Genomic DNA, 26,288 nt, shown 5'->3' on the forward strand with positions numbered 1-26,288 from the left:
GGTGCCGGCCGTGGTCGGTCCGCGGTTCGGCTTGATACGGCCGATCAAGTTCCGAAGGAGAGAGGGTGAGTCACTCGGAGACCCCCGCATGACCGTCGACCCGCAGCGGCACCCGTCGCCTCCGTGCCGACACCGCCGTCGCCGACGCCTGCGCGGGGCGGCCATCGCGGTGGCCGGCGCGGCCCTGGTGGGCACGGGCGCCTACTCCGGCTGGGACGGCACCACCAAGGTCGACTCGGGGACCCTGGCCGCCGGCGTCGTCACCCCCGCCCTCCTCGACGTCAACGGCGGCACCTTCACCACCGGGATCAGCAACCTGCTGCCCGGGGACTTCTTCTACCGCTACGTCGACGTGCGCAACGCCGGCTCGGCCCCGAGCACGTTCACCGGCAGCGTCACCGTGACCGGCGGCCTGACCGGCTACGTGCAGGTCGAGGCTGCCACCTGCACGGTCGCCTGGGTCGGCACCAGCTGCGCCGGGACGCCGAGCACGCTCGGCACCGGGACCCCGACCGCCTTGCTCCCGTTCACCTTCTCGCACGGCACCATCGGGAGCGGCGCCCTGGCCGCTCAGCACGTGCGCTACAAGTTCACCTTCGTGGACACGGCTCCGCTCACGCTGCAGGGGGCCACCGGCACCATCTCCGCAGCGGTCAGCAACACCGTGGTGGGCGGTCTCGACCGCACCGGCGGCTGAGGCGGTGCTCCCCCGGCGCCGGGTGCGGCGCGCCATCACCGGTCCGGCCGCCGTGGCAGGCGCGGTGCTCGCGGTGCAGGTCGGCGCGCTGCTCGTGGCCCCCGCCGCCCAGGCCGCCCCGTGGCAGGACTCGGCCAGCCGGTCCGCCGTCCTCGGCGTGGCCCGGCTGGCCAGCGAGCTGCGGCTGACCGCCGGCAGCGGCAGCGTCACCCCTGACGCAGCCCGCTACTCGCTGTCGACCACGCTGTCCGCGGCGACCGGGTACGTCGACCTGGTCAACACCTCCGGCGCGGCCGCCGTTCCGTCGGTGACGGTGACCCTGGGCAGCCTGGTCGCCGCCACCCCGGTCACCGTGTGCACCCAACCCTGGAACACCGTCGCCGACACCTGCCCGGGCACCCCCTCGACCGTCGGGCTGTCCCGGCTGGTGGGCTCGCAGTCCGGCACCTACACCGCCCCGGCGCCGCTGGCCCCGGGCGAGGCGGCGTACCTGCGGCTGCGCACCAGCGGCGTCGCCGGCCAGGTCACCGTCGTGACCAACCCCGTCCTCCCCCGCCCCGGTACCGACCGGACCTCGGCGTGAGGCACCGCGTCGTCCTGGCCGTGCAGCTCACCACCCTGGCCGCACTCGTGGTGGGTCACCTGCTGGGGGTCCGCGTGGTTCCCGTGCTCACCGCTTCGATGGACCCGTGGGCGGCCGCTGGCTCACTGGTGGTCACCGTGCCGGTCGACGGCGCCGACGTCGTGCACGGGGACGTCGTGGCGTTCCGGCCACCGGCCCCGTGGGAGGTCCCCGGGGGTCGCCCCATCCTGCACCGGGTGGACGGTCTCGCCGTCGTCGACGGCGTCCCCACCATGACCACCCGGGGTGACGCGAACCCGACCGCGGACCCGTGGCGGGTCAGCCTGGCCGGGGCCCGGCTCGGCCGCGCCGTCACCGTCGTCCCGTTCCTCGGGCGGGCGTTCGAGGGCGGCCCCGGGCCGGTCGTGGCCGTGCTGGCCGGCGGTGTGGTCGTGGCGGCCGGGCTGCGCCGGATGGGCGCCGGGCGAGCCGGTGCCGACGGGGCACCGGCCTGCCCGGACTGCGCCCCGGTGCCCGCCTGAGGACCGACCCGTCCCGGGCGGGGTGGAGAATGCCCCCCATGACGCACGCGCTCGACCCCACCGCGCCCGGGCGACCGGCGCCGGCCGGCCTGCCCGACGCGTTCGCCGACGTCACCCGCTCCGACGCCGCGCTCCGTGCGTTCCTGCACGGCCTGCCCGGGGTCGACCAGGTCGGCGCCGAGGCCCGCGCCGCCCAGCTGGGCACCCGGTCGATCAAGACCACGGCGAAGGCCTGGGCGGTCGACACCGCCATCTCGATGGTCGACCTCACCACCCTCGAGGGCGCCGACACCCCCGGCCGGGTCCGGTCGCTGGCCGCCAAGGCCCGCCGTCCCGACCCCGCCGACGACAGCTGCCCCCAGGTCGCCGCGGTCTGCGTCTACGGCGACCTGGCCGGAGTGGCCCGCGACGCCCTGACCGGCACCGGCATCCACACCGCCGCGGTGGCCACCGCCTTTCCGTCGGGCCGGGCCAGCCGTGAGGTCAAGCTCGCCGACGTCCGGGACGCCGTGGCGAACGGTGCCGACGAGATCGACATGGTCATCGACCGCGGTGCGTTCCTCGCCGGCCGCTACCTCGACGTGTTCGAGGAGGTCGTGGCGGTCAAGGAGGCCTGCGGGTCCGCGCACCTCAAGGTGATCCTCGAGACCGGCGAGCTGCGCACCTACGACGCCGTCCGCCGGGCGTCGTGGCTGGCGATGCTGGCGGGCGGGGACTTCATCAAGACCTCCACCGGCAAGGTCTCCCCCGCCGCCACCCTGCCGGTCTGCCTGGTCATGCTCGAGGCGGTGCGCGACTTCCGCGCCGCCACCGGCACGCAGGTCGGGGTCAAGCCCGCCGGCGGCATCCGGACGACGAAGGACGCCGTCAAGCACCTCGTGATGATCAACGAGGTCGTCGGCCCCGACTGGCTCACCCCCGACTGGTTCCGCTTCGGCGCCTCCAGCCTGCTCGACGACCTGCTCCTGCAGCGGCAGAAGCTCCGCACCGGCCACTACTCCGGCCCCGACCACGTGAGCGTCGTGTAGATGACCGTCTTCGAGTACGCCCCCGCCCCCGAGTCCCGCTCGGTCGTCACCCTGCGGTCGCGCTACGGCCTGTTCGTCGACGGCGAGTTCACCGACGGCGGCGGCGAGCCGCTGCAGACGGTGAACCCGGCCACCGAGGAGGTCCTCGGCGAGGTCGCGGTCGGCATCGACGCCGACGTCGACCGCGCCGTGCGCTCCGCCCGCCGCGCCTTCACCCGCGTGTGGGGCCCGATGCGTCCGGCCGACCGCGGCAAGTACCTGTTCCGCATCGCCCGGCTGCTGCAGGAGCGGGCCAGGGAGTTCGCCGTCCTGGAGACCCTCGACAACGGCAAGCCCATCACCGAGTCGCGCGACGTCGACGTCCCGCTGGCCGCGGCGCACTTCTTCCACCACGCGGGCTGGGCCGACAAGCTCGAGCACGTCGGCCTGGGTGCCGCCCCCCGTCCGCACGGCGTGGCCGGCCAGGTCATCCCCTGGAACTTCCCGCTGCTCATGCTCGCCTGGAAGGTCGCCCCGGCGCTGGCGGCGGGCAACACCGTGGTGCTCAAGCCCGCCGAGACCACCCCGCTGACCGCGCTGCTGTTCGCCGAGGTCTGCCAGCAGGCCGACCTGCCCCCGGGCGTGGTCAACATCGTGACCGGCGCCGGCGACACCGGCCGCGCCGTGGTCGAGCACGCCGACGTCGACAAGGTCGCCTTCACCGGGTCCACCGAGGTGGGCAAGCAGATCGCCCGCGCCGTCGCCGGCACCCGCAAGGTGCTGACCCTGGAGCTGGGCGGGAAGGCGGCCAACATCGTCTTCGACGACGCCCCGGTCGACGAAGCCGTCGAGGGCATCGTCCGCGGCATCTTCTTCAACCAGGGCCACGTGTGCTGCGCCGGCTCCCGGCTCCTGGTCCAGGAGTCGGTGCACGACGAGGTGGTCGCCGCCCTGCAGCGGCGCATGGGCACGCTGCGGGTCGGCGACCCGCTGGACAAGAACACCGACGTCGGGGCCATCAACTCCGCCGAGCAGCTGGCCCGCATCCGCGAGCTGGTGAGCATCGGCGAGGCCGAGGGCGCGCAGGTGTGGCAGCCCGCGGGCGACCTGCCCGAGCGCGGCCACTGGTTCAAGCCCACCGTGTTCACCGACGTCACCCCCGCCCACCGCATCGCCCGCGACGAGGTGTTCGGCCCGGTGCTGTCGGTGCTCACCTTCCGCACCCCCGACGAGGCCGTCGCCAAGGCGAACAACACCACGTACGGGCTGTCGGCCGGCATCTGGTCGGAGAAGGGCTCGCGCATCCTGTCGGTCGCGAACCAGCTGCGCGCCGGGGTCGTGTGGGCCAACACGTTCAACCAGTTCGACCCGACGTCGCCGTTCGGTGGCTACAAGCAGTCCGGCTACGGGCGCGAGGGCGGCCGGTTGGGCATGCGCGCCTACCTGAAGGAGTCCTGATGAGCGACCGTCTGCAGGTGCGCAAGACCTACAAGCTGTACGTGGGCGGGAAGTTCCCCCGGTCGGAGTCCGGCCGCACCTTCGAGGTGACCGATGCCCGGGGCCGCTTCGTCGCCAACGCCGCGCACGCCTCCCGCAAGGACGCCCGCGACGCCGTCGTGGCCGCCCGGGGGGCCTTCGCCGGCTGGTCGGGGACCACCGCGTACAACCGGGGTCAGGTGCTGTACCGGGTGGCCGAGGTGATGGAGGGCCGCGCTGCCCAGTTCGCCGAGGAGGTCGCCGCCGGCGAGGGGCTGAGCGACGGCAAGGCGCGGGCCGCGGTCGACGCCGCGATCGACCGGTGGGTCTGGTACGCCGGGTGGACCGACAAGTTGGCCGCCGTCCTGGGCGGCACCAACCCGGTCGCCGGCCCCTACTTCGACTTCTCCGTCCCCGAGCCTACCGGCGTGGTCGCCGTGCTGGCTCCCCAGCGCTCGTCGCTGCTGGGCCTGGTCAGCGTGCTGGCCCCGGTGCTGGCCACCGGCTGCACGGCCGTGGTGGTCAGCTCCGCCCAGCGCCCGCTGCCGGCGATCACGCTGTCGGAGGTGCTGGCGACCTCCGACATCCCCGGCGGGGTGGCCAACCTGCTCACCGGCGACGCCGCCGAGATCGGCCCGTGGCTGGCCGAGCACGCCGACGTCGACGGCATCGACCTCTGCGGTGCCGGGGCGACGGCCATGGAGCTCGAGCGCTCGGCCGCCGGCACGCTGAAGCGGGTGCTCCGCGCGCCCGCCGAGGAGCCCGACTGGACCGCCGACCCCGGCCTGTCCCGGATGACCCCGTTCCTGGAGACCAAAACAGTCTGGCACCCGATCGGCGCGTGAGGCCCCCTCGCAGGGGCCCGGGCCGAGGAACGAGGTCCGGGGGGCGAGGGGGTCCTTCTGCTGGCACCCGATCGGCGCGTGAGGCCCCCACCGCTGTCGGGCGAGGTCAACGCCGCGCGAGGGACTCCAGGAGGGCGACCAGGGGCCCGTCGTCGCCGGTACCGGGCAGCCCAGTGAGACTCTCCAGGTACAGGCCGTCGCCGGCCAGGCGAACCAGGCGGGCGACCACCGGGTCGGCGATCAGGTCCTCCAGGGCGCTGGTCCAGCCCCGCTCGACGTCGGCGATCGCCGCGCGGGCGGCCGGCTGACCGGTGCCGGCCAGCCCCAGCACGGCCTGGTAGGTGCGGCCGATGCCGGCCTCCTCCTCGCTGGTCGCCGTGCGCACCCAGTAGGCCACCGGACCCTCGGGTGCTGCCCGCAGCCGCTCGACGTCCTCGGCGGCGCGCTGGCGCAACCGGCCGGCCAGGCCGTCGAGCAGCGCCTCCTTGCTCGGGAAGTGGTAGAGCAGGCCGCCCTTGGAGACGCCGGCGGCCTCGGCCACGGCGTCGAGGGTGACGGTCGCCCCCGCCCCGTCCACCAGCAGGCCCTCGTAGGCGTCCAGCACGCGGTCGCGGTTCGACGGTCTCGCCATGGTGAGTTACTGTACCAGCCAGACGGTACATTAACCCTGGAACGAGGAACCATGAGCACGACCACGCCCACCCCGACGCAGGCCCCCCGGGCCGGCCGACGCGAGTGGGCCGGCCTGGCCGCCCTGATGCTCCCGGTGCTGCTGGTCGCCGTCGACGGCACGGTGCTCACCTTCGCGGTGCCCTCCATCGCGGCCGCGCTGACCCCCAGCAGCACCGGGCTGCTCTGGGCGGTCGACGTCTACCCGCTCGTGCTGGCCGGCCTGCTGGTCACCGCGGGCTCGCTCGGTGACCGGTTCGGCCGTCGCCGCATGCTGCTCGTCGGGGCCACCGGGTTCGGTGCGGCCTCGGCCCTGGCCGCGTTCTCCCCCTCCATCGGCTGGTTGGTCGCCGCACGCGCCCTGCAGGGCGTCTTCGGCGCGGCCCTGATGCCCTCCACGCTCTCGCTGCTGCGCAACCTGTTCCTGGACGGGCAGCAGCGGCGCCTGGCCATCGCCGTCTGGGCGGCCGGGTTCTCCGGTGGCGCGGCCCTCGGCCCGGTGGTCGGCGGCTTCCTGCTCGAGCGGTTCTGGTGGGGTTCGGTGTTCCTCATCAACGTGCCGGTGCTGGTCCTGCTGCTGGTGGCCGGGCGCCTCCTGCTCCCCGAGTCGCGCGCACCGCAGCCGGGCCCGCTCGACGTCGTGAGCGTCGTCCTGTCGCTGGCGACCATGCTGCCGCTGGTCTACGCGGTGAAGAAGCTGGCCGGCAGCGGCCTGGCCCCCCTGCCGGTCGCCGCGGCCGCGGTGGGGCTGGTCGCCGGCACCGTGTTCGTCCGGCGGCAGCTCCACCGCAGCCATCCCCTGCTCGACCTCTCCCTCTTCCGCTCCCGGGTGGTGCGGGCCGCGATCAGCGCCAACCTGCTCAGCATCGCGGCCTTCGGCGGCCTGCTGCTCATCGCCTCGCAGTACCTGCAGCTCGTGCTGGGCGCCACGCCGATGGAGGCCGGTCTCGTGCTGGTGCCGGGGCTGGCCGCGGCCGTCGTGGCCGGGCTGCTCGCCGTCCCGCTGAGCCGCCGGGTGCCGGTGCGGGCCCTGGTGGTGGTCGGTCTGCTGCTGGGCGCCGCCGGGTTCGCCCTGGCCACCCAGCTGGGCACCGGGACGACGGCCGCCACCGTCGTCCTGGCCTTCGTGCTGGTCGCCGCGGGCGCCGGGTTGGCCGAGACGCTGACCAACGACGCCATCCTCACCGCCGCCCCGGCCGAGCGGGCCGGGCAGGCCAGCGCGGTCAGCGAGACGGCCTACGAGCTCGGCACCGGTCTGGGCGTCGCGGTGTTCGGCAGCGTGCTCGCCGCGGTCTACACCGCGCAGCTGACCTTGCCCGCCGGGCTCGACGCCGGGCAGGTCGCCGCCGTGCAGACCCTCGGCGGGGCGCTCGACGTCGCCGGCGGCCTGCCCGGCGACGCCGCCGCCGCGCTGGCCGACAGCGCCCGGGCCGCCTTCGCCGGCGCCACCGACACCAGCGCGGTCATCGGCCTGGGCGTGATGCTCGCCGCCGCGGCCGTGGTGTCGACGGTGTGGCGGGCACCGCGGGCGGCGGACGGCGAAGACCCGCGCGGCTGATCCCGGGGCCAGAGGGCAGGATGTGCCCGTGGCCAGGCCGAGCATCGTCCCCATCGCCCTCACCCTCGACGACCGCACGGGCTACACCCTGTGGGCCCCGCCGTGGGAGGAGGACGGCGAGGAGTGGCAGGCGTTCCTCGGCAACTCCGAGGGCGAGACCGCCGTCGTGCACCTGTTCCCCACCCCGGCCGCGCTGGCCGCCTACTGCCGCACCAGCACCGACCACGACTTGGCCGACCATCCGGTGTGGCCGGTGGTCGCCGGGCTGGGCGCTGCCGACGTCACCCCCGACGACGACCACCGCTACGACCTCGACGGCGTGTACGACGTCGTCGCCGACAACCCCGACCGCTGGGCGGTCGAGGAGCTCGCCGCCACCTTCGAGATGACCGGCCGCCTCGCCGAGTGCTGCGACACCGCCCCCGACGACGAGGACGACGACGAGGACGAGACCGCGTTCGAGTCCGTCGCCGAGCTCATGGCCGCCCCCGAGGTCGCCATGCTCGGGCTGGGCATCGACGCCTTCGTGGGCCGCGCCGGCGAGGAGGCGTGGATCCGGCTCGGCGGCACGGTCGACGAGCTGTGGGAGGACGTCCTCGAGGAGCTCGAGGAGCACCTGGACTGGACCGGGGCCGGCACCGTCGACCCCGACGACTACCCGCCGGCCGCCGAGTCCGCGGCGGTGGTCGACGACGGCGCCGACCTGGACGACGCGGACGTGGACGACGCCGTCCCGGACACCGCAGCCCCGGACGACGCCGACGAGACGGGTGCCCGCGACGACACCCGGGGCGACGACACCGCCGCCGCAGCGGTGCCCACGAGCACCATCAGCAGCTCGAGCCGCCTGTCTGCCGACCCGGCTGCGGTGGCCGCGGCGGCCGGCTTCTGGGAGGGCGTGGGCATCCTGCCCGTCGAGGTGGTGGTGCCCGAGGGCGCGGGCCTGACGCTGCGCTGCTACGTCGAGGACGCCGCGCGGTTCCTCGGCGCCGACCGGGAGGTGTTCCTGTTCCACACCCCGGCCGAGCTCACCGCGTTCGTGCGGGGCGAGGAGGACCACGACCTGACCGAGATCGCCTCCTGGCCCGAGGTCGCCGAGACCGGCACCACCCCGCTGCCCGTGGACCAGGACCGGTACGACCTCGTCGAGGTGGCCGACGTCCTGGCCGAGGTGGCCGACGGCGCCGCCGGGCTGGTCGACCACAGCGTGCTGGTGCAGCCCGTCGAGGGCGTGCGCGACCTCGCCGAGTACGCCGGCCTCACCCGGGTCGAGGAGCTGCTGGGCACCGGCACACCCCTGGGCCAGGCGGTCGCCCGCGCCGAGCGCGACCCCCGTGCCGCACTGCGCGCCGAGGACGCCGCGCGCCTCACCGGCCCGTGGGACGAGCTGGTCGGCGAGGTCAGCGCCGCGCTGGTGTTCCGCGACTGACCGCGCTCACCCCGCCACGGGGGTGCCGCTGCAGCCGTTCTCCCCCGGGACGAGGGTGATGCGCAGCCCCGGCAGGGTGAGCGGCCCACCGATCGTCGTGTCGGCCAGCAGGCCGCGGACCTCGACGATGTCCCCGGCGCTGGCGTCGATCGCCGTCCACCCCGGCTCCGTCGGTGCGCCCAGCGGGTTGGCCGCACCGGGCCGGGTGGTGACGTCGCTGGACGCGAGCCCGATCTGCACCACCCCGTCCAGGTTGATCCCCGAGCCCGAGCCGCGGAAGGACAGCAGGTCGATCTGCACGTCGGCGGCGGTGATCTCCTGGGTGGCCGGGTCGCCGTCGCCGGCCTCGACCCGGATGGTCACCGGCCCGATGCCGGGCAACTGCTCGACCTGGGACAGGCACAGCCCGTCCATCCGCGCGGTGGCGAACCCCGCCCGCAGCACCGGGGTGGTGCGGGCTCCGCCGTCGGGGTCGGTGCGGGTCACCGGCACCATGGCGAAGGCCACGTCCTGGCCGCTGATCCGGCCGGTGCTGAACTCGGCCGTCCCGCCCTGGTAGACCACCGTGGCAGCCAGCACGTCCTGGGAGACGGCCACCACACCGGCGGCGAGGACACCCAGGCCGAGCACGGCAGCCGCCACCGACCGGCGCCAGCGGGTGCCGCCCACGAAGCTCTCGGGCAGCGCGGCGGCGTGGCCGCTCATGGGCCCACCGTCACGTCGGTGTCGGGCAGCCGGACCGAGTACTGCCCCTGGATGGGGCCGGTCTCGGCGGTGGTGACCACGTACCGGGCGTCCAGGGACATCCCGCAGCCGCGGACCGAGAGCGGGATCCAGTCGGTCGTGCCCAGGATTCCGTTGTCGACCCGGGTGTCGGACTCGCAGGTGAACACCGGGAGCAGCAGCAGGCTGAACTCGAAGCGCAGCAGGCTCTCGCCGGTGACCCACATGTCGGTGACGACGGTGGTGCCCGCACTCCCCTGGCCGCCCAGCACCGCGTCGGCGTCCGGCGCGAGGGTCAGGGTGTAGCCGTTCCCGCCCACGGTCTGCAGGGTCACGTCCTGGGTCACCGCGAACTCCCGGAACGTCAGGCGGTACAGCTGCTGGGTGGTGCCGTCCTGCAACCGGACGGTCTGCAGGCCCGACCGCGAGACCCCGGTGATCGACCACTTCTTGTCCCAGCAGGTGCGTCCGAAGATGCCGCACCGGGACGAGGCCGGGGGGATGGAGATGCGCAGCGTGACGCCGGACAGGCACGGCCGCAACTGGACGCCGGCGCGGGTGGTCAGGTCCGCCCGGTTGGCGTCGCCCGGGCCGCAGGTGGCCAGCCCGGGCGGTACGTCCACCGCTCCGGAGCTGGTCGGCCACCAGGTGGCGACCACCAGCAGCATCGTCAGGGCCAGCACCACGACCCGGCGCTGCCGATCGGCCGGGAGGACCAGACCGCCGTCACCGCGCCGAGTCGTGGTCAGCATCGCTGCCCGCGTCCTCTCCCTCGCGCTCGGGCTCCCCCTCCGGCTGGTCCTCGCCCTCCGGCTCACCCTTGGCCTCCGGCTCGCCCTTGGCCTGGCCCTCGGGGTCCCGGTCCTTGCGCGGACCCCACGCCCAGATCATCGAGCCGCCCAGGATGCCGAGCACGGACCCGAGCAGGAACCCGCCGAGGTTGGCCGCCACGAAGGCCGCCAGCGCGAAGAGCCAGCCCATGATGCCGAGCAGCGTGCGCTGCTGGGGGGCGAACCAGGAGACCAGCCCGAGCAGGACCATCCCCCCGCCGAGCAGGAACCCCGACGCCGCGCCACCCCCTCCCCCGATGGCGATGCCCAGCGGCGCGATGCAGAACCGCAGGACGACGGCCCCGCCGAGGGCCAGCCAGAGCCCGCCCCAGAACGGGCGGGTCCGGCGGAAGGCGCCGAACAGCGCCCACCCGACGGCCACGGCCGCCGTGGCGTGCCGGACGGCCCGGCGGACCCGGGTTGCCCGGCCGGAGCCCGGCGCCGCGGAGAGCGTGGCGTCGGTGCTGTCGTCGGTGCTGTCGTCGGTGCTGTCGTCGGTGCTGGCGTCGTCGGTGCCGATGTCGTCGGTGCCGATGTCGTCGGTGCCGGTGTCGTCGGTGCCGATGTCGTCGGTGCCGGTGTCGTCGGCGGCCTCGGTGTCCGAGCCCGCCCTGTGGTCGATCCCGGAGGTCATGGCACGCACGTCCCCTTGTCCACCGCACCGGGCACGACCCGGATGCTGAGGTTGGGCAGGGTCACGTCGCCCTGCAGGTCGATGCCGTAGGAGCTCGCGTCCAGGCCGCCGATCTGCATGACGTCGGCCTGCAGCCCGAATCCCCCGACCGGCCCGGCGAACGGGGTGCCGCCCATGTCCAGGGTGTCGGCGGACTGCCCGAGGGTCAGCCGGGCGATGTTCTCCCCGGTCCCCGACAGCGAGTCGGTCGCCAGGCGCAGGGCCGTGGTGTTGATGGCCCCGTCCGCGCCGTCGGACACCGCACCGTCCACCGGCTCGCCGGCGGTGAGCACGAACGACACCGCCCCCAGCACGGGCAGCTCGTCGGTGGCGATGGCGCACAGGCCGTACAGGTCGGCCTGCTGGAAACCGAACTGCATGGCCGGTGCGTCGCCGGCGGACCGGGCCTGGGCACCGAGGTACCCCGCGGCCTGCTGGCCCACCACCCGGTCGGTGTAGATCCGGTAGGCATTGTCCGAGGCGGTGAAGTTCACCGCCAGCACGTCGGCGGAGACCATCTGGAACATCGTGCCCAGCGCCACCACCCCGGCCGCTGCGACGGGCACCGCCCGCAGCCGCGTGCCGGACCGGCCGGCGACGTCGGCTGCGACCATGCCGGCTCGTGAGCCCGCCGCTGCGGAACGCACCCGCGCGGTCGCCCGCCGCAGCGCCCTCACCGGGACACGTCCGCGGCGTCGGCGTCGGCGTGGATGACTGCGGTCGGCCCGGCCGGGACCGGCCGGCGCTCGGCCCGATCGGTCTCGTCGGCCTGGTCGCCGTCGAAGACCTCCAGACCGTCGTCGGCGGCCCCGGCCTGGTCGGCCGCGTCGTGGGCGGGGTCCTCGGCGGGGTCCTCGGCGGGGTCGTGACCCTCGGCGCCCTGGTCCAGCTGCTGCTGGGTGTAGGGCGTCCAGGCGAAGACCATGCCGCTGCCGACGATGCCCAGCACCATGCCGAGCAGCCACCCACCGAGGTTGGCCAGGGGCAGCGACGCGACGGAGAAGATCATCGCCATGATCGCCGGGAAGAACCGCTGGTCAGGCTTGACCAGGGCCACCAGCGCGGCTGCGATCATGCCGCCACCGAGGATGTAGACCTGGGCGCCGCCGACCCCGAGCCCCAACAGCAGGCTGAAGGAGCCGACCGCCGGGCGGAGGACGAACCACCCACCCAGGGCCAGGATCAGGCACCCCCAGAACGGCCGGGTGCGGCGGAAGCGGGTCAACGCCCGCCACGCCCTCCCGCCGACGCCGCTACCCCTCAGCACGTCGCTGTACCCAGCTGCGGCGTGATGGTCAACCCCTGCCCGAAGTTCAGGCTCTCCAGGCTGAGGGCGTAGGCATCGGTGTCCAGGTCGTTCAGCACCACCGGACCGTTCGCCTCCAGGCCGAAGCCACCGGGGCGGTAGCCGTTGGCCACCGTGCTCTGGTGGTCCAGCGTCGACTGCGCCACGCCGATGCTGGTCTGCGGCAGCCGCGCCGAGCCGGCCTCGATGGCGTCCGCGCTGATGTCGACGTCGCCCAGGCTGGTGGTCCCGCCTGCGGTCAGCCGGAGCCCGATGTTGCCCAGCACAGGCACGGGCTGGTTGGCGGCCAGGCAGAGCTGGTCGACCTCACCGGCGTTGAGCGTGACCAGGGCGCTCTTCTTCTGGTCCTCGGTGGTGTCGTCCTGCCCCGACGCCGTCGTCGCCTGGCGCAGGGACAGCTCCAGGCCGGTGGCCCGGGCCTGATCGGCCGAGACGGTGAACGGGTCCACCGAGGACAACTGCGCGGCGACCATCCCCTGCAGGATGGCGTAGCCGAAGCCCACGCTCACCACTGCCGCGGGGACCGTCACCGCCGTGAACCTGCCGATGCGGACCCGCCCGGTGCCTGCTTCCTTCACGTCGACCTCCTCGTCGAGGAGACGCCCGACCGTTGAGCGCCTCTGGGTACTGCATCCCCGTGCCGGCGCGGTCGTGGCCTGCCACGAACGAGCCGGGAATGTGGCGATCCCCCATCACCCGACCTAGTGAACTGACTACGCGCAGTCACTATGACGTGGTTCACGTTAAACAGATTCCTACCAACTCACAAGGCGCTCGGAGCCCCAGAACGAGAACGTTCGCAACTATCGCCAGCACTTGGACGGCATCCTGGTGCGTTGTCCACCCGCGTCGGTCACGTTGTCACGCAGCGTAGTTGATGACGTGCTCTGAGCTGATTCGTCGCACAATGCCCCGAACAGGACGCATAGATGGCACCCTGCGTCCACGGATCACCGACGACAGGAGCACAGCTGTGGGAACCGCTCGGCGTCCTAGCGCTCGCCGGACGGCAGGGTGGGTGGCGGTGACCCTGCTGCTGGCCGGCCTGCTGGTGCCGGTCGCGGCGCTCACCTTCTCGGTGGAGGTGGTCGGCACCAGCATGGAGCCGACGGTGCACCCCGGGGACCGGCTCCTGGTGGACGTCCTCGCCCGCGAGGACATCTCGCGGTTCGACCTCGTGGAGGCCACGGTCTTCGGTTCAACGGTCGTCAAGCGGGTCATCGGGCTGCCCGGTGACCGGATCGAGGTCCGCGTCGGCGACGAAGCCTCCCTCGTGCTCCTGACCCCGTCCGGCACCACGACGACCTACCGGGTGGACAACCCCGCCTGGACCGCGCAGGCGGGCACTCTGCAGCGCCCGTGCTGCGCCCCCGACGGCTCCAGCACCGGCCCGGCCGGTCCGGTGGTGGTCCCACCGGACCACTTCTGGGTCATCGGCGACAACTGGGGGGCCTCCGACGACTCACGGGTCTACGGGTTCGTGCCCGCCCAGGACGTGGTCGCCCAGCTTGATCGGCGCATCCTCCCCCTGGACCGGGCCGGGGTGGTCCCCTCCGACGTCCGGCTCGAGCCCGCCGCCGTCGAACCGTAGCCGCGCGCCGGGTGCGACGGGCGCCCGCCGGAGCCGCCGCCCTGAGGTCGCGGACCCCCGGGACGGCGGTCGCCGTGGGCGGGCTGGTCCGACCGCGCCGGACGGTCCCCGTGGGCGGGCCGGTCCGACCGCGCCGGACGGTCGCCGTAGGAGCGGGCCGGCCGGTCGCCGTCCCGACGCGGGGGTCGGCGGTCGCCGTCCCGGCGGGGACGATCGGAGCCGCTGCGGGCCGGGCGGGCCGGGCGCTCGACCGGCTCGACGTGCACGCCGGAGGCGACGAGCTCGGCGATCGGGGCGTCACCCGGATGGATCCGGGAGACGTCGGTAGGGCCGCCCGCCCGGGAGGACGTCCAGGCGGCGGGTGCGCCCAGGTCCGGAGACCGGGAGCTCCACCGCGAGGGAGCGCACCGCGCCGGAGCGCACCGCGTTGCGGCTGCACCCTGGGGCGGGTGCTCGTGCCAGATGAGCCGTGCCAGCGCGCACCGGGGCGGAGGGTGCGTACCTGGACGGCGATGGGGGGTGTCGACCCGCGCGCAGGCGCACTCCGGCGGTGGCTGCGCCCTGGGGCGGGTCACAGCGCCAGGCCGATCGGACCTCCGCGCACCAGCCCGCCACAGCGCCCGGACGCGGGGGTGGCCCGCCGGGGACGCCGAACGCCCGACCCCTCCGTGGAGGGACCGGGCGTTCGGTGTCCGTGCGTCAGTACGAGCGCGCGGGGCGCGGCGGGCGGCCGCCGGCGTTGCCGCCCTGGGGGCGGGACCCACCGGGACGACGGTCGCCGTAGGAGGGCCGGTCCGAGCGGGCCGGGCGGTCGCCGTGGGACGGCCGGTCCGAGCGCACCGGACGGTCACCGTAGGAGGGCCGCTCACCCGCGGGGCGGGCGGGGCGGTCGCCGTAGGCGGGCCGGTCGCCGGCCGGACGGGCCGGGCGGTCGCCGTGGGAACGGGCCGGGCGGTCGCCGTAGGAGCGGTCACCGTCGCGACGCGGGGGACGACGGTCGCCGTCCCGACGCGGACGCCCACCACCGTGACCGCCCCGCGGGGGGCGGACCGGGCGCTCGACCGGCTCGACGTGCACGCCGGAGGCCACCAGCTCGGCGATCGGGGCGTCACCCGGCCGGATCCGGGAGACGTCGGTGCTCACCTGGGCCTGGCGGAACCGCCGCTTGGCCTGGCCGACCTGGTCGGGCAGCAGCAGCGAGACCACGACACCCGCGGCACCGGCGCGCGCGGTGCGGCCCGAGCGGTGCAGGTAGGTCTTGTGGTCGGCCGGCGGGTCGTAGTGCAGGACCAGCTGGACGTCGTCGACGTGGATGCCGCGGGCGGCGACGTCGGTGGCGACCAGCACCGGGGACCGGGCGTCGGTGAACGCCTCGAGCGCGCGGCGGCGGGCCGACTGCGGCAGGCCACCGTGGATCGGCTCGGCCTTGATGCCGACGGCCTGCAGGTTGTCGGCCAGCCGGTCGGCGCCGTGCTGGGTGCGCACGAAGATGATCGTGCGGCCCGGGCGGGCGGCCAGCTGCTCGGTGACCTTCAGCCGGTCGGGGAAGGACACGCTGTAGGCGCGGTGCTCGGCCGGCGGCGCGCTGTCGGCGGGCTTGACGACCTCGTGCCGCGCCGGGTCCTTGAGGTAGCGGCGGACCAGGGTGTCGACCTCGCCGTCGAGCGTGGCCGAGAACAGCAGCTTCTGGCCGTCGGGGCGGACCTGGTCGAGCAGCTCCTTGACCACCGGCAAGAAGCCGAGGTCGGACATGAAGTCGGCCTCGTCGATGATCGCGACCACGACGTCGGCCAGGGTGCACTCGCCCTGGTTGATGAGGTCCTGCAGGCGACCGGGGGTGGCGATGACGACGTCGACGCCGCGGCGCAGCTGCTGGATCTGGCGGTACATGGACGCACCGCCGTAGACCGCGGCGAACTGCACGCCGTTGGCCTGGCCCAGCGGGGCCAGGTTGTCGTGCACCTGCTGGGCGAGCTCGCGGGTGGGCACGAGCACCAGCCCGCGCGGGGTGCGCCGGCCGTGCTGCACGTCCTGGCCGAGCCGGTGCAGCATCGGCAGCCCGAAGGCCAGGGTCTTGCCCGAGCCGGTGGCGGCCTTGCCGAGCACGTCGCGCCCGGCCATGGCGTCGGGCAGTGCGGAGGTCTGGATGGCGAAGGGGTGGCGGATGCCGCGCCGCTCGAGCGCGGTGACCAGCTGCTGCTGGAGGCCGAGCTGGGCGAAGGAGGGGCCGGTGGGCGCCTCGGCGGCGGGGGTGTTCTCGGTGGTGCTGGCGTCGACAGGGTCGAACGAGGTCAAGAAGGGACTCCGATGCAGATCGGGCGCGTCCCGTGGTGTGGTGCCGGGCCCGCCGGGGGCGGGACTCACTGGGCGACCCCAGGATGCGTCTGCGGTGACGCGGAGGTCTGCACGGATGCGCTCTACCCCGGGCAGGACCGCCCGGGAGGTGTGGCCGGCGATCGCCGACCTGCCCAATCTAGCAGCGGAGCGCCCCCGATGATTCCCCCGGACCGGTGGGCGTGATCACGCTCGCAGGTCGGCGTAGCCCTCGCGCACGCGGGTCAGCAGCGCTGCGCGGTCGGTGTCGTCGAGGAAGGCGCCGGCCACGGCCCGCTCGGTGACCGTCTGCACGTCGTCCCAGCCCCAGCCGTGTGCCTCCGCCACGGCGACGAACTCGCTGGTCACCGACACCCCGCTCATCAGCCGGTTGTCGGTGTTGAGCGTGACGGCGAACCCGGCGCGGTGCAGCCGGCCGACCGGGTGCCGGGCGATGGATGGGTAGGCGCCGGTCTGCACGTTGGACGACGGCGCCACCTCCAGCACCACCTGCTCGTCGAGCACGCGCCGGGCGACCGGGCCCAGCGGGCCGCCGTCCTCGGGCACCTCGTCGGCGATGCGCACCCCGTGGCCCAGCCGCTCCGCGCGGGCGCCCTCGAGCGCCGCGCGGATGCTCCCGACGCCGTCGGCCTCGCCGGCGTGGATCGTGCGGTGCGCGCCGGCGTCGTCCAGCAGCGCGATGGCCTCGGGGTGCCGGTCGGCGGGGAAGCCGATCTCGGGGCCGGCCAGGTCGAACCCGACGACGCCGGCGTCGCGGTACCGGACGACGAGCCCGGCCACCTCGTCCCACCGGTCGGCCTGCCGCATGGCGCACAGCAGCGCGCCCACCCGGATCGTCCCCGCCTCGCGGGACCCGGCCGCGAACCCGTCGAGGATGGCCTCGACCGCGGCCTCGATGGGCATGGCGGTGAGCAGCTCGGGGGCCATGCGCACCTCGGCGTGCACGACCCCGTCGGCGGCGAGGTCCAGCGCGCACTCCCGGGCCACCCGCTGCACGGCCTCGGGGGTCTGCATCACCGCCACCGTGTGGGCGAAGGTCTCCAGGTAGCGCACCAGGGAGCCCGAGTCGGCCGCCTGCCGGAACCAGGCGCCCAGCGACTCGGCGTCCGGCGCCGGGAGGTCGGTGTACCCGACCGCGTCGGCCAGCTCGAGCACGGTCTGCGGCCGGAGACCGCCGTCGAGGTGGTCGTGCAGCAGCACCTTGGGGGCGCGGGCGAGGGTCTCCGGGGTCAGCGGCGCGGGCATGCGGGGGAAGCTACCCGTCGGCGCGGTCCCGCCAGCGGAAGGTGCGCACGCACAGCAGCAACCCGACGACGACCCAGGCCAGCAGCACCAGCGCCACCCGGCCCAGCTCCCACGACCCGGCCGGCTCCTGCGCGGCCAGCGCGTCGGGCAGGAACACCGACCGCAGGCCCTGGGCCATCCACTTGAGCGGGAAGACCGCGGCGATGGTCTGCATCCACTCGGGGATCTGGTCGAACCGGAAGAACACCCCGGAGATGAACTGCAGCACCAGCGCGAACGGCGTGACCATCGCCGAGGCCGACCGGCCGTTCTTGGGCAGGCTGGAGACCGCGATGCCCAGCAGGGTGCAGGCCGCCGAGCCCAGCAGCGCCACCCAGGCGAAGGTCAGCCACTGCGTGCCGCTGGGCAGGTCGATGCCGTAGAGCACCACACCGACCACGAGCAGGATCGCGATGGTCACGACCGTGACGGCCAGGACCTGCACGACCTTGCCGATGAAGTAGGCCGCCGTGGGCATCGGGGTGCCGGCCAGGTGCTTGAGCGTGCCGTCGCTGCGCTCGGTGGCGATGCCGATGGCCATGTTCTGCAGGCTCGCGCCCAGGATGCCCGCCGCGATCACCCCGGCCATGAAGTACTGGGTGAAGGTGACCCCGCCACCGATCTCGTAGTCCAGCACGGCGCCGAAGACGACCAGCAGGATCACCGGGAACATCAGCGTGAAGACCACCGACTCGCGCTGCCGGAAGAACTCCTTCAGCTCGACGCCGGCCCGCACCCGGAACACCCGGGCCAGGGAGGGCAGGCTCGTCGGGGCGCTCACGCGGGCTGGCCGATCATCTGCAGGTACACGTCCTCGAGGGTGGGGCGGGTGACCGCCAGGTCGGGCACCTCACCGCCGAACCGGGCGGCGAGCTCGGCGACGAAGGCGGTGGGCGTCGGGGTCGGGGTGGTGCGCCGCGCGCCGTCCTCGGTCCAGCTGACCACCGCCGGCGCGGTCTGCCGCCCGCCCAGCTCCCCCGGGACGGCGACCTCCACCAGCCGGCCGCCGGTGATGACGCCCACCCGGTCGGCCAGCTCCTCGGCCTCGTCGAGGTAGTGGGTGGTGAGCAGCATCGTCGTCCCCAGGTCGCGCAGCGAGCGGATCAACGACCAGAACTGACGGCGGGCCTCGGGGTCGAAGCCGGTGGTGGGCTCGTCGAGGAACAGCAGCGCGGGCTTGCCGACGATGCCCAGCGCGACGTCCAGGCGCCGGCGCTGGCCACCGGACAGCGCGCGGCCGCGGGCCCCGGCCTTCTCGGCCAGCCCGACCAGCTCGAGCACCTCGGCCGGGTCGCGGGCGTCGGGGTAGTAGGCGGCCTGCGCGCGCAGCAGCTCCAGGCAGGTGAGCTGGCTGTCCCCGGCACCGGACTGCAGCACGATGCCGATCCCCGACCGCCAGCGCCGTCCGCCGGTGGCGGGGTCCTGGCCGAGCACCTGCACGTCGCCGCCGTCGCGGGAGCGGTACCCCTCCAGGATCTCCACGGTGGTGGTCTTGCCGGCGCCGTTGGGGCCGAGCAGGGCGAAGATCTCACCGCGCCGGATGTCCAGGTCCAGCCCGTCGACGGCGTTGCGCTCGCCGTAGGTCTTCACCAACCCGCGGATGCTGATCGCCGCGTCGCGGTCCAGGGGTGCACTCACGAGGAGCCAGTCTCCCTGATCGACCTGTGCCGCCCCGCCCACCCCGACCCCGCCCAACCCAACCCTGACCCCACCCCTTGTCGATCACGGACCCCAGGACACCGGGGCACGGCGCGCCGCGCGCACAGGTCCGTGATCAACTGCGGGGTTGGTCGGGGGGGGTGGGCGGGTTCAGGCGGTGATGCGGTCGACGACCAGCGGCAGCACGGTGTCGGAGGTGTCGACACCCACGGCACCCTCCAGCGCGGCCAGCGCGCGCTCGATGCGCGCCGGCTCGTCGGTCTGCAGCTCCAGCAGGGGCTGGCCCGCCGTGACCTGCTCCCCCACCGACGCGTGCCAGACGACGCCGGCCGAGGCCGACACCGGGTCCTCCTTGCGGGCCCGGCCGGCACCCAGGCGCCACGCGGCCACGCCCAGGGAGAAGGCGTCGAGCCGGGTGAGCGTGCCGGTGGCCGGCGCGGTGACCACGTGCCGCTCGGCCGGCTGCGGCAACGGGGCGTCGGGGTCCCCGCCCTGGGCGCGGATCATCCGCCGCCAGGCGTCCATGGCCCGGCCGTCGGCCAACGCGGCGGCGGGGTCGACGTCGCCGCGGCCGGCCCCGGCGAGCATCTCCCGCGCCAGCGCGAGGGTGAGCTCGACCAGGTCGGCCGGGCCGCCGCCGGCCAGCACCTCGACGGACTCCGCAACCTCCACCGCGTTGCCGGCCGAGCGGCCCAGCGGCCGGTCCATCGCGGTCACCAGCGCGACGGTGCGGACGCCGGCCGCCTCCCCCAGGCCGACCATGGTGCGGGCCAGCTCGCGGCTGCTCTCGACGTCCTTCATGAACGCGCCCGACCCGGTCTTGACGTCGAGCACCAGCGCGTCGGCGCCCTCGGCGATCTTCTTGCTCATGATCGAGCTGGCGATCAAGGGGATCGACTCGACGGTGCCGGTGACGTCGCGCAGCGCGTAGAGCAGCTTGTCCGCCGGGGCCAGGTCGTTGCCGGCGGCGCAGACGACCGCACCGACGTCGCGCAGCTGGCCGAGGTACTCGTCCTCGGTCAGCGACGCCCGCCAGCCGGGGATGGCCTCCAGCTTGTCCAGCGTCCCGCCGGTGTGGCCCAGCCCCCGGCCGGACAGCTGCGGGACGGCCACCCCGCACGCGGCCACCAGCGGGGCCAGCGGCAGGGTCACCTTGTCCCCGACGCCGCCGGTGGAGTGCTTGTCGGCGGTCGGGGCGCCCAGCGACGAGAGGTCCTTGCGGACGCCGGAGTCGATCATCGCCTGGGTCCAGGCGGCCAGCTCCGCCGGCGTCATCCCGCGGAAGAACACGCTCATGAGCAGCGCGCTCATCTGCTCGTCGGGCACCTGGCCGGCCGTGTAGGCCCCGATCACCCAGCGGATCTGGTCACCGGTCAGCTCGACGCCGTCGCGCTTGGCCCGGATGACGTCGATCGCGTCGTGCGCACTCATGCGTTGGCCGCCTTCACCAGGTCGTCGGGCCCGAAGGCGTCGGGGAGGACTTCGCGCATGGGCACGATGCCCAGCGACACCGTCTCGATGAGCATCTCGGCGCCGCCGAACTCCCAGAGCAGCTGCCGGCACCGGCCGCACGGCATGAGCGGCTGGCCGTCACCGCCGACGCAGGCCACCGCGACCAGCCGGCCGCCGCCGCTGCGGGCCAGTTCGCTGACCATCCCGCACTCGGCGCACAGCCCGAGGCCGTACGAGGCGTTCTCCACGTTGCAGCCGGTGACCACACGGCCGTCGTCGACCAGCCCGGCCACCCCCACCGGGAAGTTCGAGTACGGGGCGTAGGCGTGCGTCATCGCCTCGCGGGCCGCGGCCCGCAGGGCCTCCCAGTCGATCAATGCTCCCCCCTCCGGTAGACCAGGCCGTCGGCCTTGGGCATCCGCAGCCGTTGCGAGGCCAACGAGAGCACCAGCAGCGTGGTCAGGTGCGGGGTGAAGCTGACGATGCCCTCGGGCAGCACGTCGATGGTGATGTACCCGACGAGCAGGACGGCGGCGAAGGCGGCCGCGGTGACCGCCTGGGTCACCTTGCCGCGCGTGGCCTGCCAGACCGCCGCGGCCAGCAGCAGGACGGCGACCAGCAGCAGCAGCGCCACGACGCCGGTGCGGCTGCGCAGCTGCAGGGCGTCGGCGTACCCGAAGAGCCCGGCACCGGCGGCCAACCCACCCGGGCGCCAGTTGCCGAAGATCAGCGCGGCCAGCCCGATGAACCCGCGGCCGCCGGTCTGGCCCTCGCGGTAGATGTTGGCGATGAAGACCAGGAACACCCCGCCCAGGCCGGCCAGCGCACCGGAGATCAGCACGGCGACGTACTTGAGCCGGTAGACCGGCACGCCCAGGGAGTCCGCGGCGGCGGGGTTCTCCCCGCACGACCGCAGCCGCAGCCCGAACGCCGTCCGCCAGAGCACGAGGTAGGACGCCGGCACCAGCAGCACCGCGACCACCGTCAGCACGCCCACGCCGCTGGTGAACCCCCGCAGGATGCCCGCGACGTCGGAGACCAGGAACCAGTGCCGGCTCTCCAGCGACCCCAGCAGGTCCGGCCCCGACGACAGCACGGGCAGCGAGAAGCTCGGCGGCCGCGAGGACACCGCCGGGGACTGGGTGACCCCGCCGCCGGCCGGGTTGTCGGTGTAGAGCAGCTCGGACAGGAACCGCACCAGCCCGGCGGCCAGGATGTTGATGGCCACACCGGAGATGACGTGGTCGACCCCGAAGGTCACCGTGGCCACCGCGTGCAGCAGACCGCCCAGGGCACCCATGACCAGGCCACCCACGACCGCACCGGCCCAGCCCCACTGGTAACCGGCGAACCCGGCGCCCCACGTGCCCAGGATCATCATGCCCTCGAGCCCGATGTTGACCACGCCCGCGCGCTCGGCGAACAACCCGCCCAGGGCCACGAGCAGCAGCGGCACCGCCAGCAGCAGCGCGGCCGCCATCGTCGACGACGAGGTCAGCGACGTCTGACCGCTGATCACCCGCACGGCGGAGAACAGCACCACCAGGCCGACGACGAGCCAGGTGGTGCGGCGGGCGCGACCACCGCCGAGGAACAGGTCGGTCACCGGCCCGCGACCGGCGCTGCCGGGACGGGCACCGACGGGTGCAGCTGTGCTCATGCCTTGCTCCCGGTGGACTCGGTGCGGACGGCGGGCTCGGCGGGCTCGGCCGGCGTGGCCGGGGCGCCAGCGGCCCCGCCGGCGCGCTCGGCCTGCCGGCGGACCAGCCGCCGGGCGACCTCGTTGGCGACCACGACCGACAGCACGATCGTGCCCTGGATGATCGTGACCACCGAGGCGGGGATGTCGGCGAACTGCAGCGGGATGGCGGCGCGGTCCAGGAAGCCGAACAGCAGCGCACCGAAGGCGATGCCGACCGGGTTGTTGCGCCCCAGCAGCGCCACCGCGATGCCCAGGAAGCCCAGGCCCGCGGTGAACTCGGTGCCGTAGTTGTGCGTGCTGCCCAGCAGGTCGGGCAGGCCGATCAGCCCCGCGATCGCACCCGAGATGAGCATGGTCTTGACGACCATCCCGCGGGCGTCGACCCCGCTGGCGCTGGCCGCCGAGGCCGACATGCCGCTGGCCCGCAGGTCGAAGCCGAAGCGGGTGCGCTTGACCAGCACCGAGACGACCACGCCGGCGACCACGGCGACGAGCAGGAACCCGTAGAGGTCGCTGCGCGGCTCGGCCAGGCCCACCGCGCTCAGCAGGCCGTTGAGGGACGGGAACCAGCCCGACTCGGGGATGGTCGCGGTGGTGATGATCGCCGCGCCCTCACCGCTGCCCCGCAGGGGACCGGTGAGCAGGTAGGAGGCCAACCCCAGCGCGATGAAGTTGAGCATGATCGAGCTGATCACCTCGCTGACCCCGCGGGTGACCTTGAGGACGCCGACGATCCCGGCCCACAGCGCCCCGACCGCCATCGCCACCACCACGATGAGCAGCACGTGCAGCGGGGCGGGCAGCACGACCGCGGCGCCCACGGCGGCGGCGATGATGGTGGCCAGGCGGTACTGGCCCTCCACGCCGATGTTGAACAGGCCCATGCGGAAGGCGACCGAGACGGCCAGGCCGGCCAGGAACAACGGCACCGCGCGGTTGAGCACGGTGACGATGGCCTGCGTCTGCTGACTGGGCCGGTCACCGAAGTCGAACATGACCCGGACGGCGGCCAGCGGGTCCTGGCCGATGGCGAGGATGACCAGCGCGGAGATGACCAGCGCGACCAGGATGGCCAGCAGCGGGGCCAGCAGCGGGGTGGCGACCCGGCGCACGAGGCTCATGCCGCACCCGCCGACGCCGCGCCGGTCATGTGGCCGCCCAGCTCCTCGGGGGTCAGGGACGTCGGGTCCAGGGTGGCCACGAGGGCGCCCCGCAGCATGACCTGCAAGGTGTCCGACAGGCCGATCAGCTCGTCGAGGTCGGCCGAGATCAGCACGATCCCCATCCCTTCGGCGCGGGCGTCGCGCAGCAGTTCCCAGATCACCGACTGCGCGCCCACGTCGACCCCGCGGGTCGGGTGGGCCGCCACGAGCAGCCGGGGCCGGGCGCTCATCTCCCGGCCGACGATGAGCTTCTGCTGGTTGCCGCCGGACAGGGCGACGGCGAGGGTGTCCGGCCCCGGGGCCCGGACGTCGTACTCGCGCATGATCCGCTCGGTGTCGCTGCGGGCGGCCTTGCGGTCGATGAAGAAGCCCTTGGCGTTGGGTGCCTCGGTCTGGTGACCGAGCACGCGGTTCTCCCAGAGCGGGGCCTCCAGCAGCATGCCCTGGCGGTGCCGGTCCTCGGGGATGAAGCCGATGCCGCGCTCGCGGCGGGTCCGGGTGCTCCAGCCGGTGATGTCCTCCCCGCCCAGCACCACGGTGCCGGCGGCCAGCGGCCGCAGACCGAGGACGGCGTCGACCAGCTCGGCCTGGCCGTTGCCCTCGACCCCGGCGATGCCCACGACCTCGCCCTCGCGCACGGTCAGCGTGACGTCGTCGACGGCCGGCCGTGCGCCCGGGCCCGCGACGGTGACCCCGCGCAGCTCCAGCACTGGGGTGTCCCGGACGGTGGAGGTGCGGCTCTGGGCCGCGGGCAGCTCGGCCCCGACCATCATCTCCGCCAGCTGGTGGGCCGTCGTGGTGCGCGGGTCGGCGGTGCCGACGGTCGTGCCGCGCCGGATGACGGTGATGGAGTCGGCCACCTTGCGCACCTCGTCGAGCTTGTGCGAGATGAAGATGACGGTGAGGCCCTCGCGCTTGAGCTCGGCCAGGTTGCCGAACAGCTCGTCGACCTCCTGCGGCACGAGCACGGCCGTGGGCTCGTCGAGGATCAGCGTGGTGGCGCCGCGGTAGAGCACCTTGGCGATCTCGACGCGCTGCCGGTCGCCGACCCCGAGGTCCTCCACCAGGGTGTCGGGCTCCAGCCCCAGGGCGTAGGCCTTCGAGATCTCCAGCAGGGCGTCGCGGGCGCCGGCCCCGATGCCGTGCCGCTTCTCCGCGCCCAGGACGACGTTCTCGAGCACCGTGAGGTTGTCGGCCAGCATGAAGTGCTGGTGCACCATGCCGACACCGGCCGCGATGGCGTCGGCCGGGCTCTTGAACACCACCTCGCGGCCGTCGAGCAGGACCTGGCCCTCGTCGGGCCGGTGCATGCCGTAGAGCGTCTTCATGAGCGTGGACTTGCCGGCGCCGTTCTCCCCGACGATGGCGTGCACCTCACCGCGGGCCACCCGCAGCTCGATGTCCTTGTTGGCCACCACGCCCGGGAACCGCTTGGTGATGCCGCGCAGCTCCACCGCGAGGGGTGTTGTCTGGGTCACTGCTGCCTCTCTCGACGCCGGCCTGGGGGCGAGCCGCACGATCTGCGGCGGGGCGGGCGGGTCAGCCCGTCGTCGTCCCGACGGTGGGACGGTACACAGCAGAAACGGCGGGCCCGGGCGCTGATCGCCCGGGCCCGCCGCCGTCCTGCCGTGCTCCTGGTGGTGCTGCGGGTCAGTTCGCGGGCGTGGTGGGCACCGTGATCTGGCCGTCGACGATCTGCTGGGTGTAGTCGTCCACCGTCGACTCGATGTCGTCGATGAACCCGCCGGAGTAGGACAGGCCCACGCCCTCGGTGGAGAGGTCGTTGACGATGTCGGTGCCGCCCTCGACGGTGCCGTCGGAGTAGCTGGTGATGAAGTCCTCGACGGCGTTGTCCACGCGCTTGAGCATCGAGGTCATGATCACGGCCTGCAGAGCCGGGTCGCCGACGGTCTCGTACTGGTCGGAGTCGACGCCGATCGCCCGGGCGCCGGCCTCGGCCGCCGCCTCGAACACGCCCTGGCCCGAGCCACCCGCGGCGTGGAACACGATGTCCGCCCCGGCCTGGTACATGCCCTGGGCGACGATCTTGCCGCGGGCCGGGTCGCTGAAGCCGGAGAAGTCACCGGCCGGCGAGATGTACTGCACCTGGACGGTGATGTCGGGGTTGACCGCCTGCGCACCGGCGACGTAGCCGGCCTCGAACTTCTCGATCAGCGGCGACTGGACACCGCCGACGAAGCCGATGTTGCCGGTCTCGGACTTGGTGGCGGCTGCCACGCCGGCCAGGAACGAGCCCTGCTCCTCGGCGAACAGCAGACCGGTCACGTTCTCGCCCTTGCTGCTGCCGTCGAACAGCGTCACCGAGCCGTCGACCTGGGCGAAGGTGGTGTCCGGGTAGTCGGCGGCGACGTCGGCGATGACCTCGTCGTAGTTGAACCCGACGGCGATGACCGGGTTGTAGCCGGCCTCGGCGAGCTGGGCCAGACCCTCGGCGCGGTCGGAGCCGTCGTCGTTGGGGCTGAACTCCTCGACCTCGCCGTCGAGGGCCTCGGCCGCGGCGGAGGCGCCGGCGTAGGCGGAGTCGTTGAACGACCGGTCGCCGCGGCCGCCGGTGTCGTAGGCCAGACCGATCTGCAGGTCGCCGGAGGCGCTGCTGCCGCCGCCGCCACCGGCCTCGGGCTCGTCACTGGCGCAGGCGGCCAGGGCCAGGCTGCCGGCGATCGCCAGGGCGGCCAGCTTCATCCCACGCGCTCGGCGCAAGACGGTCTCCTCTCGTCTGGGGCGGCACCCGCCCACGAGGGGTCGGGCGTGCCCCGTGGTGTGCA

General features: G+C 74.1%; 26 protein-coding genes. 9 read left to right on the forward strand and 17 right to left on the reverse strand.

Going from position 1 to position 26,288, the window contains the following annotated elements; all coding sequences use genetic code 11:
• The first annotated feature begins 88 nt into the window (after positions 1 to 88).
• From TEK04_RS11470 to TEK04_RS11495, 6 genes are read left to right on the forward strand one after another with little or no spacing between them, the layout of a single operon-like run.
• Positions 89 to 697, forward strand: a complete 609-nt coding sequence (locus tag TEK04_RS11470) for a hypothetical protein (protein ID WP_336404479.1) — start codon at positions 89 to 91, stop codon at positions 695 to 697.
• 4 nt (positions 698 to 701) lie between these two features.
• A complete protein-coding gene (locus TEK04_RS11475) occupies positions 702 to 1,280 on the forward strand; it encodes a hypothetical protein (protein ID WP_336404480.1) in 579 nt (192 codons plus the stop codon).
• On the forward strand, positions 1,277 to 1,801 hold the full coding sequence (locus TEK04_RS11480) for a signal peptidase I (protein WP_336404481.1): 525 nt from the start codon (positions 1,277 to 1,279) through the stop codon (positions 1,799 to 1,801). Before TEK04_RS11475 ends, TEK04_RS11480 begins: the two co-directional genes overlap by 4 nt.
• A gap of 38 nt (positions 1,802 to 1,839) precedes the next feature.
• Entirely contained in the window at positions 1,840 to 2,829 is a 990-nt protein-coding gene (gene deoC / locus TEK04_RS11485) for a deoxyribose-phosphate aldolase (RefSeq protein WP_336404482.1), read from the forward strand.
• Complete coding sequence (locus tag TEK04_RS11490; protein ID WP_336404483.1) at positions 2,830 to 4,266, forward strand: aldehyde dehydrogenase family protein; 1,437 nt, start codon at positions 2,830 to 2,832, stop codon at positions 4,264 to 4,266.
• The gene (locus TEK04_RS11495) at positions 4,266 to 5,129 is read left to right on the forward strand and encodes an aldehyde dehydrogenase family protein (RefSeq protein ID WP_336404484.1); all 864 of its coding nucleotides are present in this window, start codon (positions 4,266 to 4,268) and stop codon (positions 5,127 to 5,129) included. The genes TEK04_RS11490 and TEK04_RS11495 overlap by 1 nt, the downstream gene beginning before the upstream one ends.
• Before the next feature lie 106 nt (positions 5,130 to 5,235).
• On the opposite strand, the gene TEK04_RS11500 is transcribed toward TEK04_RS11495, so the two are convergent.
• Positions 5,236 to 5,760, reverse strand: a complete 525-nt coding sequence (locus TEK04_RS11500) for a TetR/AcrR family transcriptional regulator (protein ID WP_336404485.1) — start codon at positions 5,758 to 5,760, stop codon at positions 5,236 to 5,238.
• Between the two features lie 51 nt (positions 5,761 to 5,811).
• On the opposite strand from TEK04_RS11500, the gene TEK04_RS11505 reads away from it, so the two are divergent.
• On the forward strand, positions 5,812 to 7,356 hold the full coding sequence (locus TEK04_RS11505) for an MFS transporter (RefSeq protein ID WP_336404486.1): 1,545 nt from the start codon (positions 5,812 to 5,814) through the stop codon (positions 7,354 to 7,356).
• A gap of 28 nt (positions 7,357 to 7,384) precedes the next feature.
• Positions 7,385 to 8,785: a hypothetical protein gene (locus TEK04_RS11510; RefSeq protein WP_336404487.1), complete on the forward strand. Its 1,401-nt coding sequence runs from the start codon at positions 7,385 to 7,387 to the stop codon at positions 8,783 to 8,785.
• A 6-nt stretch (positions 8,786 to 8,791) separates the two neighbouring features.
• Here the strand turns inward: TEK04_RS11510 and TEK04_RS11515 are convergent, their stop codons facing one another.
• Genes TEK04_RS11515 through TEK04_RS11540 form a run of 6 tightly spaced genes read right to left on the reverse strand, consistent with a single transcriptional unit; the run spans position 8,792 to position 12,895 of the window.
• Positions 8,792 to 9,490: a DUF6230 family protein gene (locus TEK04_RS11515; protein ID WP_336404488.1), complete on the reverse strand. Its 699-nt coding sequence runs from the start codon at positions 9,488 to 9,490 to the stop codon at positions 8,792 to 8,794.
• Positions 9,487 to 10,260: a hypothetical protein gene (locus TEK04_RS11520; protein WP_336404489.1), complete on the reverse strand. Its 774-nt coding sequence runs from the start codon at positions 10,258 to 10,260 to the stop codon at positions 9,487 to 9,489. Before TEK04_RS11520 ends, TEK04_RS11515 begins: the two co-directional genes overlap by 4 nt.
• Entirely contained in the window at positions 10,235 to 10,972 is a 738-nt protein-coding gene (locus tag TEK04_RS11525) for a DUF6114 domain-containing protein (RefSeq protein ID WP_336404490.1), read from the reverse strand. Before TEK04_RS11525 ends, TEK04_RS11520 begins: the two co-directional genes overlap by 26 nt.
• Positions 10,969 to 11,625, reverse strand: a complete 657-nt coding sequence (locus TEK04_RS11530; protein ID WP_336404491.1) for a DUF6230 family protein — start codon at positions 11,623 to 11,625, stop codon at positions 10,969 to 10,971. Before TEK04_RS11530 ends, TEK04_RS11525 begins: the two co-directional genes overlap by 4 nt.
• A 59-nt stretch (positions 11,626 to 11,684) precedes the next feature.
• Entirely contained in the window at positions 11,685 to 12,236 is a 552-nt protein-coding gene (locus TEK04_RS11535; RefSeq protein ID WP_336404492.1) for a DUF6114 domain-containing protein, read from the reverse strand.
• A gap of 35 nt (positions 12,237 to 12,271) precedes the next feature.
• Positions 12,272 to 12,895, reverse strand: coding sequence for a DUF6230 family protein (locus tag TEK04_RS11540; RefSeq protein WP_336404493.1), 624 nt, complete (start codon positions 12,893 to 12,895; stop codon positions 12,272 to 12,274).
• Positions 12,896 to 13,341: 446 nt separating this feature from the next.
• On the opposite strand from TEK04_RS11540, the gene lepB reads away from it, so the two are divergent.
• Positions 13,342 to 13,908, forward strand: coding sequence for a signal peptidase I (gene lepB, locus TEK04_RS11545; RefSeq protein ID WP_336404494.1), 567 nt, complete (start codon positions 13,342 to 13,344; stop codon positions 13,906 to 13,908).
• 699 nt (positions 13,909 to 14,607) lie between these two features.
• On the opposite strand, the gene TEK04_RS11550 is transcribed toward lepB, so the two are convergent.
• The 10 genes from TEK04_RS11550 to TEK04_RS11595 all read right to left on the reverse strand — a co-directional run bounded on the left by TEK04_RS11550 (position 14,608) and on the right by TEK04_RS11595 (position 26,223).
• Positions 14,608 to 16,203, reverse strand: coding sequence for a DEAD/DEAH box helicase (locus TEK04_RS11550; protein ID WP_336404495.1), 1,596 nt, complete (start codon positions 16,201 to 16,203; stop codon positions 14,608 to 14,610).
• A 225-nt stretch (positions 16,204 to 16,428) separates the two neighbouring features.
• Positions 16,429 to 17,487 carry an adenosine deaminase gene (locus tag TEK04_RS11555; RefSeq protein WP_336404496.1) on the reverse strand — a complete coding sequence of 353 codons (1,059 nt, stop codon included), beginning with the start codon at positions 17,485 to 17,487 and terminating at the stop codon, positions 16,429 to 16,431.
• 10 nt (positions 17,488 to 17,497) lie between these two features.
• Positions 17,498 to 18,307 (reverse strand): ABC transporter permease, encoded by an 810-nt coding sequence (locus TEK04_RS11560; RefSeq protein ID WP_336404497.1) that lies wholly within the window; start codon positions 18,305 to 18,307, stop codon positions 17,498 to 17,500.
• The gene (locus TEK04_RS11565; protein ID WP_336404498.1) at positions 18,304 to 19,164 is read right to left on the reverse strand and encodes an ABC transporter ATP-binding protein; all 861 of its coding nucleotides are present in this window, start codon (positions 19,162 to 19,164) and stop codon (positions 18,304 to 18,306) included. Before TEK04_RS11565 ends, TEK04_RS11560 begins: the two co-directional genes overlap by 4 nt.
• 171 nt (positions 19,165 to 19,335) lie before the next feature.
• Complete coding sequence (locus TEK04_RS11570) at positions 19,336 to 20,616, reverse strand: thymidine phosphorylase (RefSeq protein WP_336404499.1); 1,281 nt, start codon at positions 20,614 to 20,616, stop codon at positions 19,336 to 19,338.
• On the reverse strand, positions 20,613 to 21,014 hold the full coding sequence (locus TEK04_RS11575) for a cytidine deaminase (RefSeq protein WP_336404500.1): 402 nt from the start codon (positions 21,012 to 21,014) through the stop codon (positions 20,613 to 20,615). The genes TEK04_RS11570 and TEK04_RS11575 overlap by 4 nt, the downstream gene beginning before the upstream one ends.
• Positions 21,011 to 22,297, reverse strand: coding sequence for an ABC transporter permease (locus TEK04_RS11580; RefSeq protein WP_336404501.1), 1,287 nt, complete (start codon positions 22,295 to 22,297; stop codon positions 21,011 to 21,013). Before TEK04_RS11580 ends, TEK04_RS11575 begins: the two co-directional genes overlap by 4 nt.
• Positions 22,294 to 23,460 (reverse strand): ABC transporter permease, encoded by a 1,167-nt coding sequence (locus tag TEK04_RS11585; RefSeq protein ID WP_336404502.1) that lies wholly within the window; start codon positions 23,458 to 23,460, stop codon positions 22,294 to 22,296. The genes TEK04_RS11580 and TEK04_RS11585 overlap by 4 nt, the downstream gene beginning before the upstream one ends.
• Positions 23,457 to 24,980, reverse strand: a complete 1,524-nt coding sequence (locus TEK04_RS11590) for an ABC transporter ATP-binding protein (protein WP_336404503.1) — start codon at positions 24,978 to 24,980, stop codon at positions 23,457 to 23,459. Before TEK04_RS11590 ends, TEK04_RS11585 begins: the two co-directional genes overlap by 4 nt.
• A gap of 172 nt (positions 24,981 to 25,152) precedes the next feature.
• Positions 25,153 to 26,223 (reverse strand): BMP family lipoprotein, encoded by a 1,071-nt coding sequence (locus TEK04_RS11595; RefSeq protein ID WP_336404504.1) that lies wholly within the window; start codon positions 26,221 to 26,223, stop codon positions 25,153 to 25,155.
• Between the last annotated feature and the right edge of the window lie 65 nt (positions 26,224 to 26,288).

The organism is Klenkia sesuvii (assembly GCF_037083825.1).
Taxonomy (GTDB): Bacteria; Actinomycetota; Actinomycetes; order Mycobacteriales; family Geodermatophilaceae; genus Klenkia; species Klenkia sesuvii.

Bases quoted from the DNA above. Each gene is read 5' to 3' on its own strand.
- TEK04_RS11505 (WP_336404486.1), top strand. From the start codon at position 5,812: ATGAGCACGACCACGCCCACCCCGACGCAGGCCCCCCGGGCCGGCCGA.
- TEK04_RS11495 (WP_336404484.1), top strand. From the start codon at position 4,266: ATGAGCGACCGTCTGCAGGTGCGCAAGACCTACAAGCTGTACGTGGGC.
- TEK04_RS11570 (WP_336404499.1), bottom strand. From the start codon at position 20,616: ATGAGTGCGCACGACGCGATCGACGTCATCCGGGCCAAGCGCGACGGC.
- TEK04_RS11500 (WP_336404485.1), bottom strand. From the start codon at position 5,760: ATGGCGAGACCGTCGAACCGCGACCGCGTGCTGGACGCCTACGAGGGC.
- TEK04_RS11525 (WP_336404490.1), bottom strand. From the start codon at position 10,972: ATGACCTCCGGGATCGACCACAGGGCGGGCTCGGACACCGAGGCCGCC.
- TEK04_RS11470 (WP_336404479.1), top strand. From the start codon at position 89: ATGACCGTCGACCCGCAGCGGCACCCGTCGCCTCCGTGCCGACACCGC.
- TEK04_RS11515 (WP_336404488.1), bottom strand. From the start codon at position 9,490: ATGAGCGGCCACGCCGCCGCGCTGCCCGAGAGCTTCGTGGGCGGCACC.
- TEK04_RS11520 (WP_336404489.1), bottom strand. From the start codon at position 10,260: ATGCTGACCACGACTCGGCGCGGTGACGGCGGTCTGGTCCTCCCGGCC.
- TEK04_RS11580 (WP_336404501.1), bottom strand. From the start codon at position 22,297: ATGAGCACAGCTGCACCCGTCGGTGCCCGTCCCGGCAGCGCCGGTCGC.
- TEK04_RS11555 (WP_336404496.1), bottom strand. From the start codon at position 17,487: ATGCCCGCGCCGCTGACCCCGGAGACCCTCGCCCGCGCCCCCAAGGTG.
- deoC (WP_336404482.1), top strand. From the start codon at position 1,840: ATGACGCACGCGCTCGACCCCACCGCGCCCGGGCGACCGGCGCCGGCC.
- TEK04_RS11530 (WP_336404491.1), bottom strand. From the start codon at position 11,625: ATGGTCGCAGCCGACGTCGCCGGCCGGTCCGGCACGCGGCTGCGGGCG.
- TEK04_RS11490 (WP_336404483.1), top strand. From the start codon at position 2,830: ATGACCGTCTTCGAGTACGCCCCCGCCCCCGAGTCCCGCTCGGTCGTC.
- TEK04_RS11585 (WP_336404502.1), bottom strand. From the start codon at position 23,460: ATGAGCCTCGTGCGCCGGGTCGCCACCCCGCTGCTGGCCCCGCTGCTG.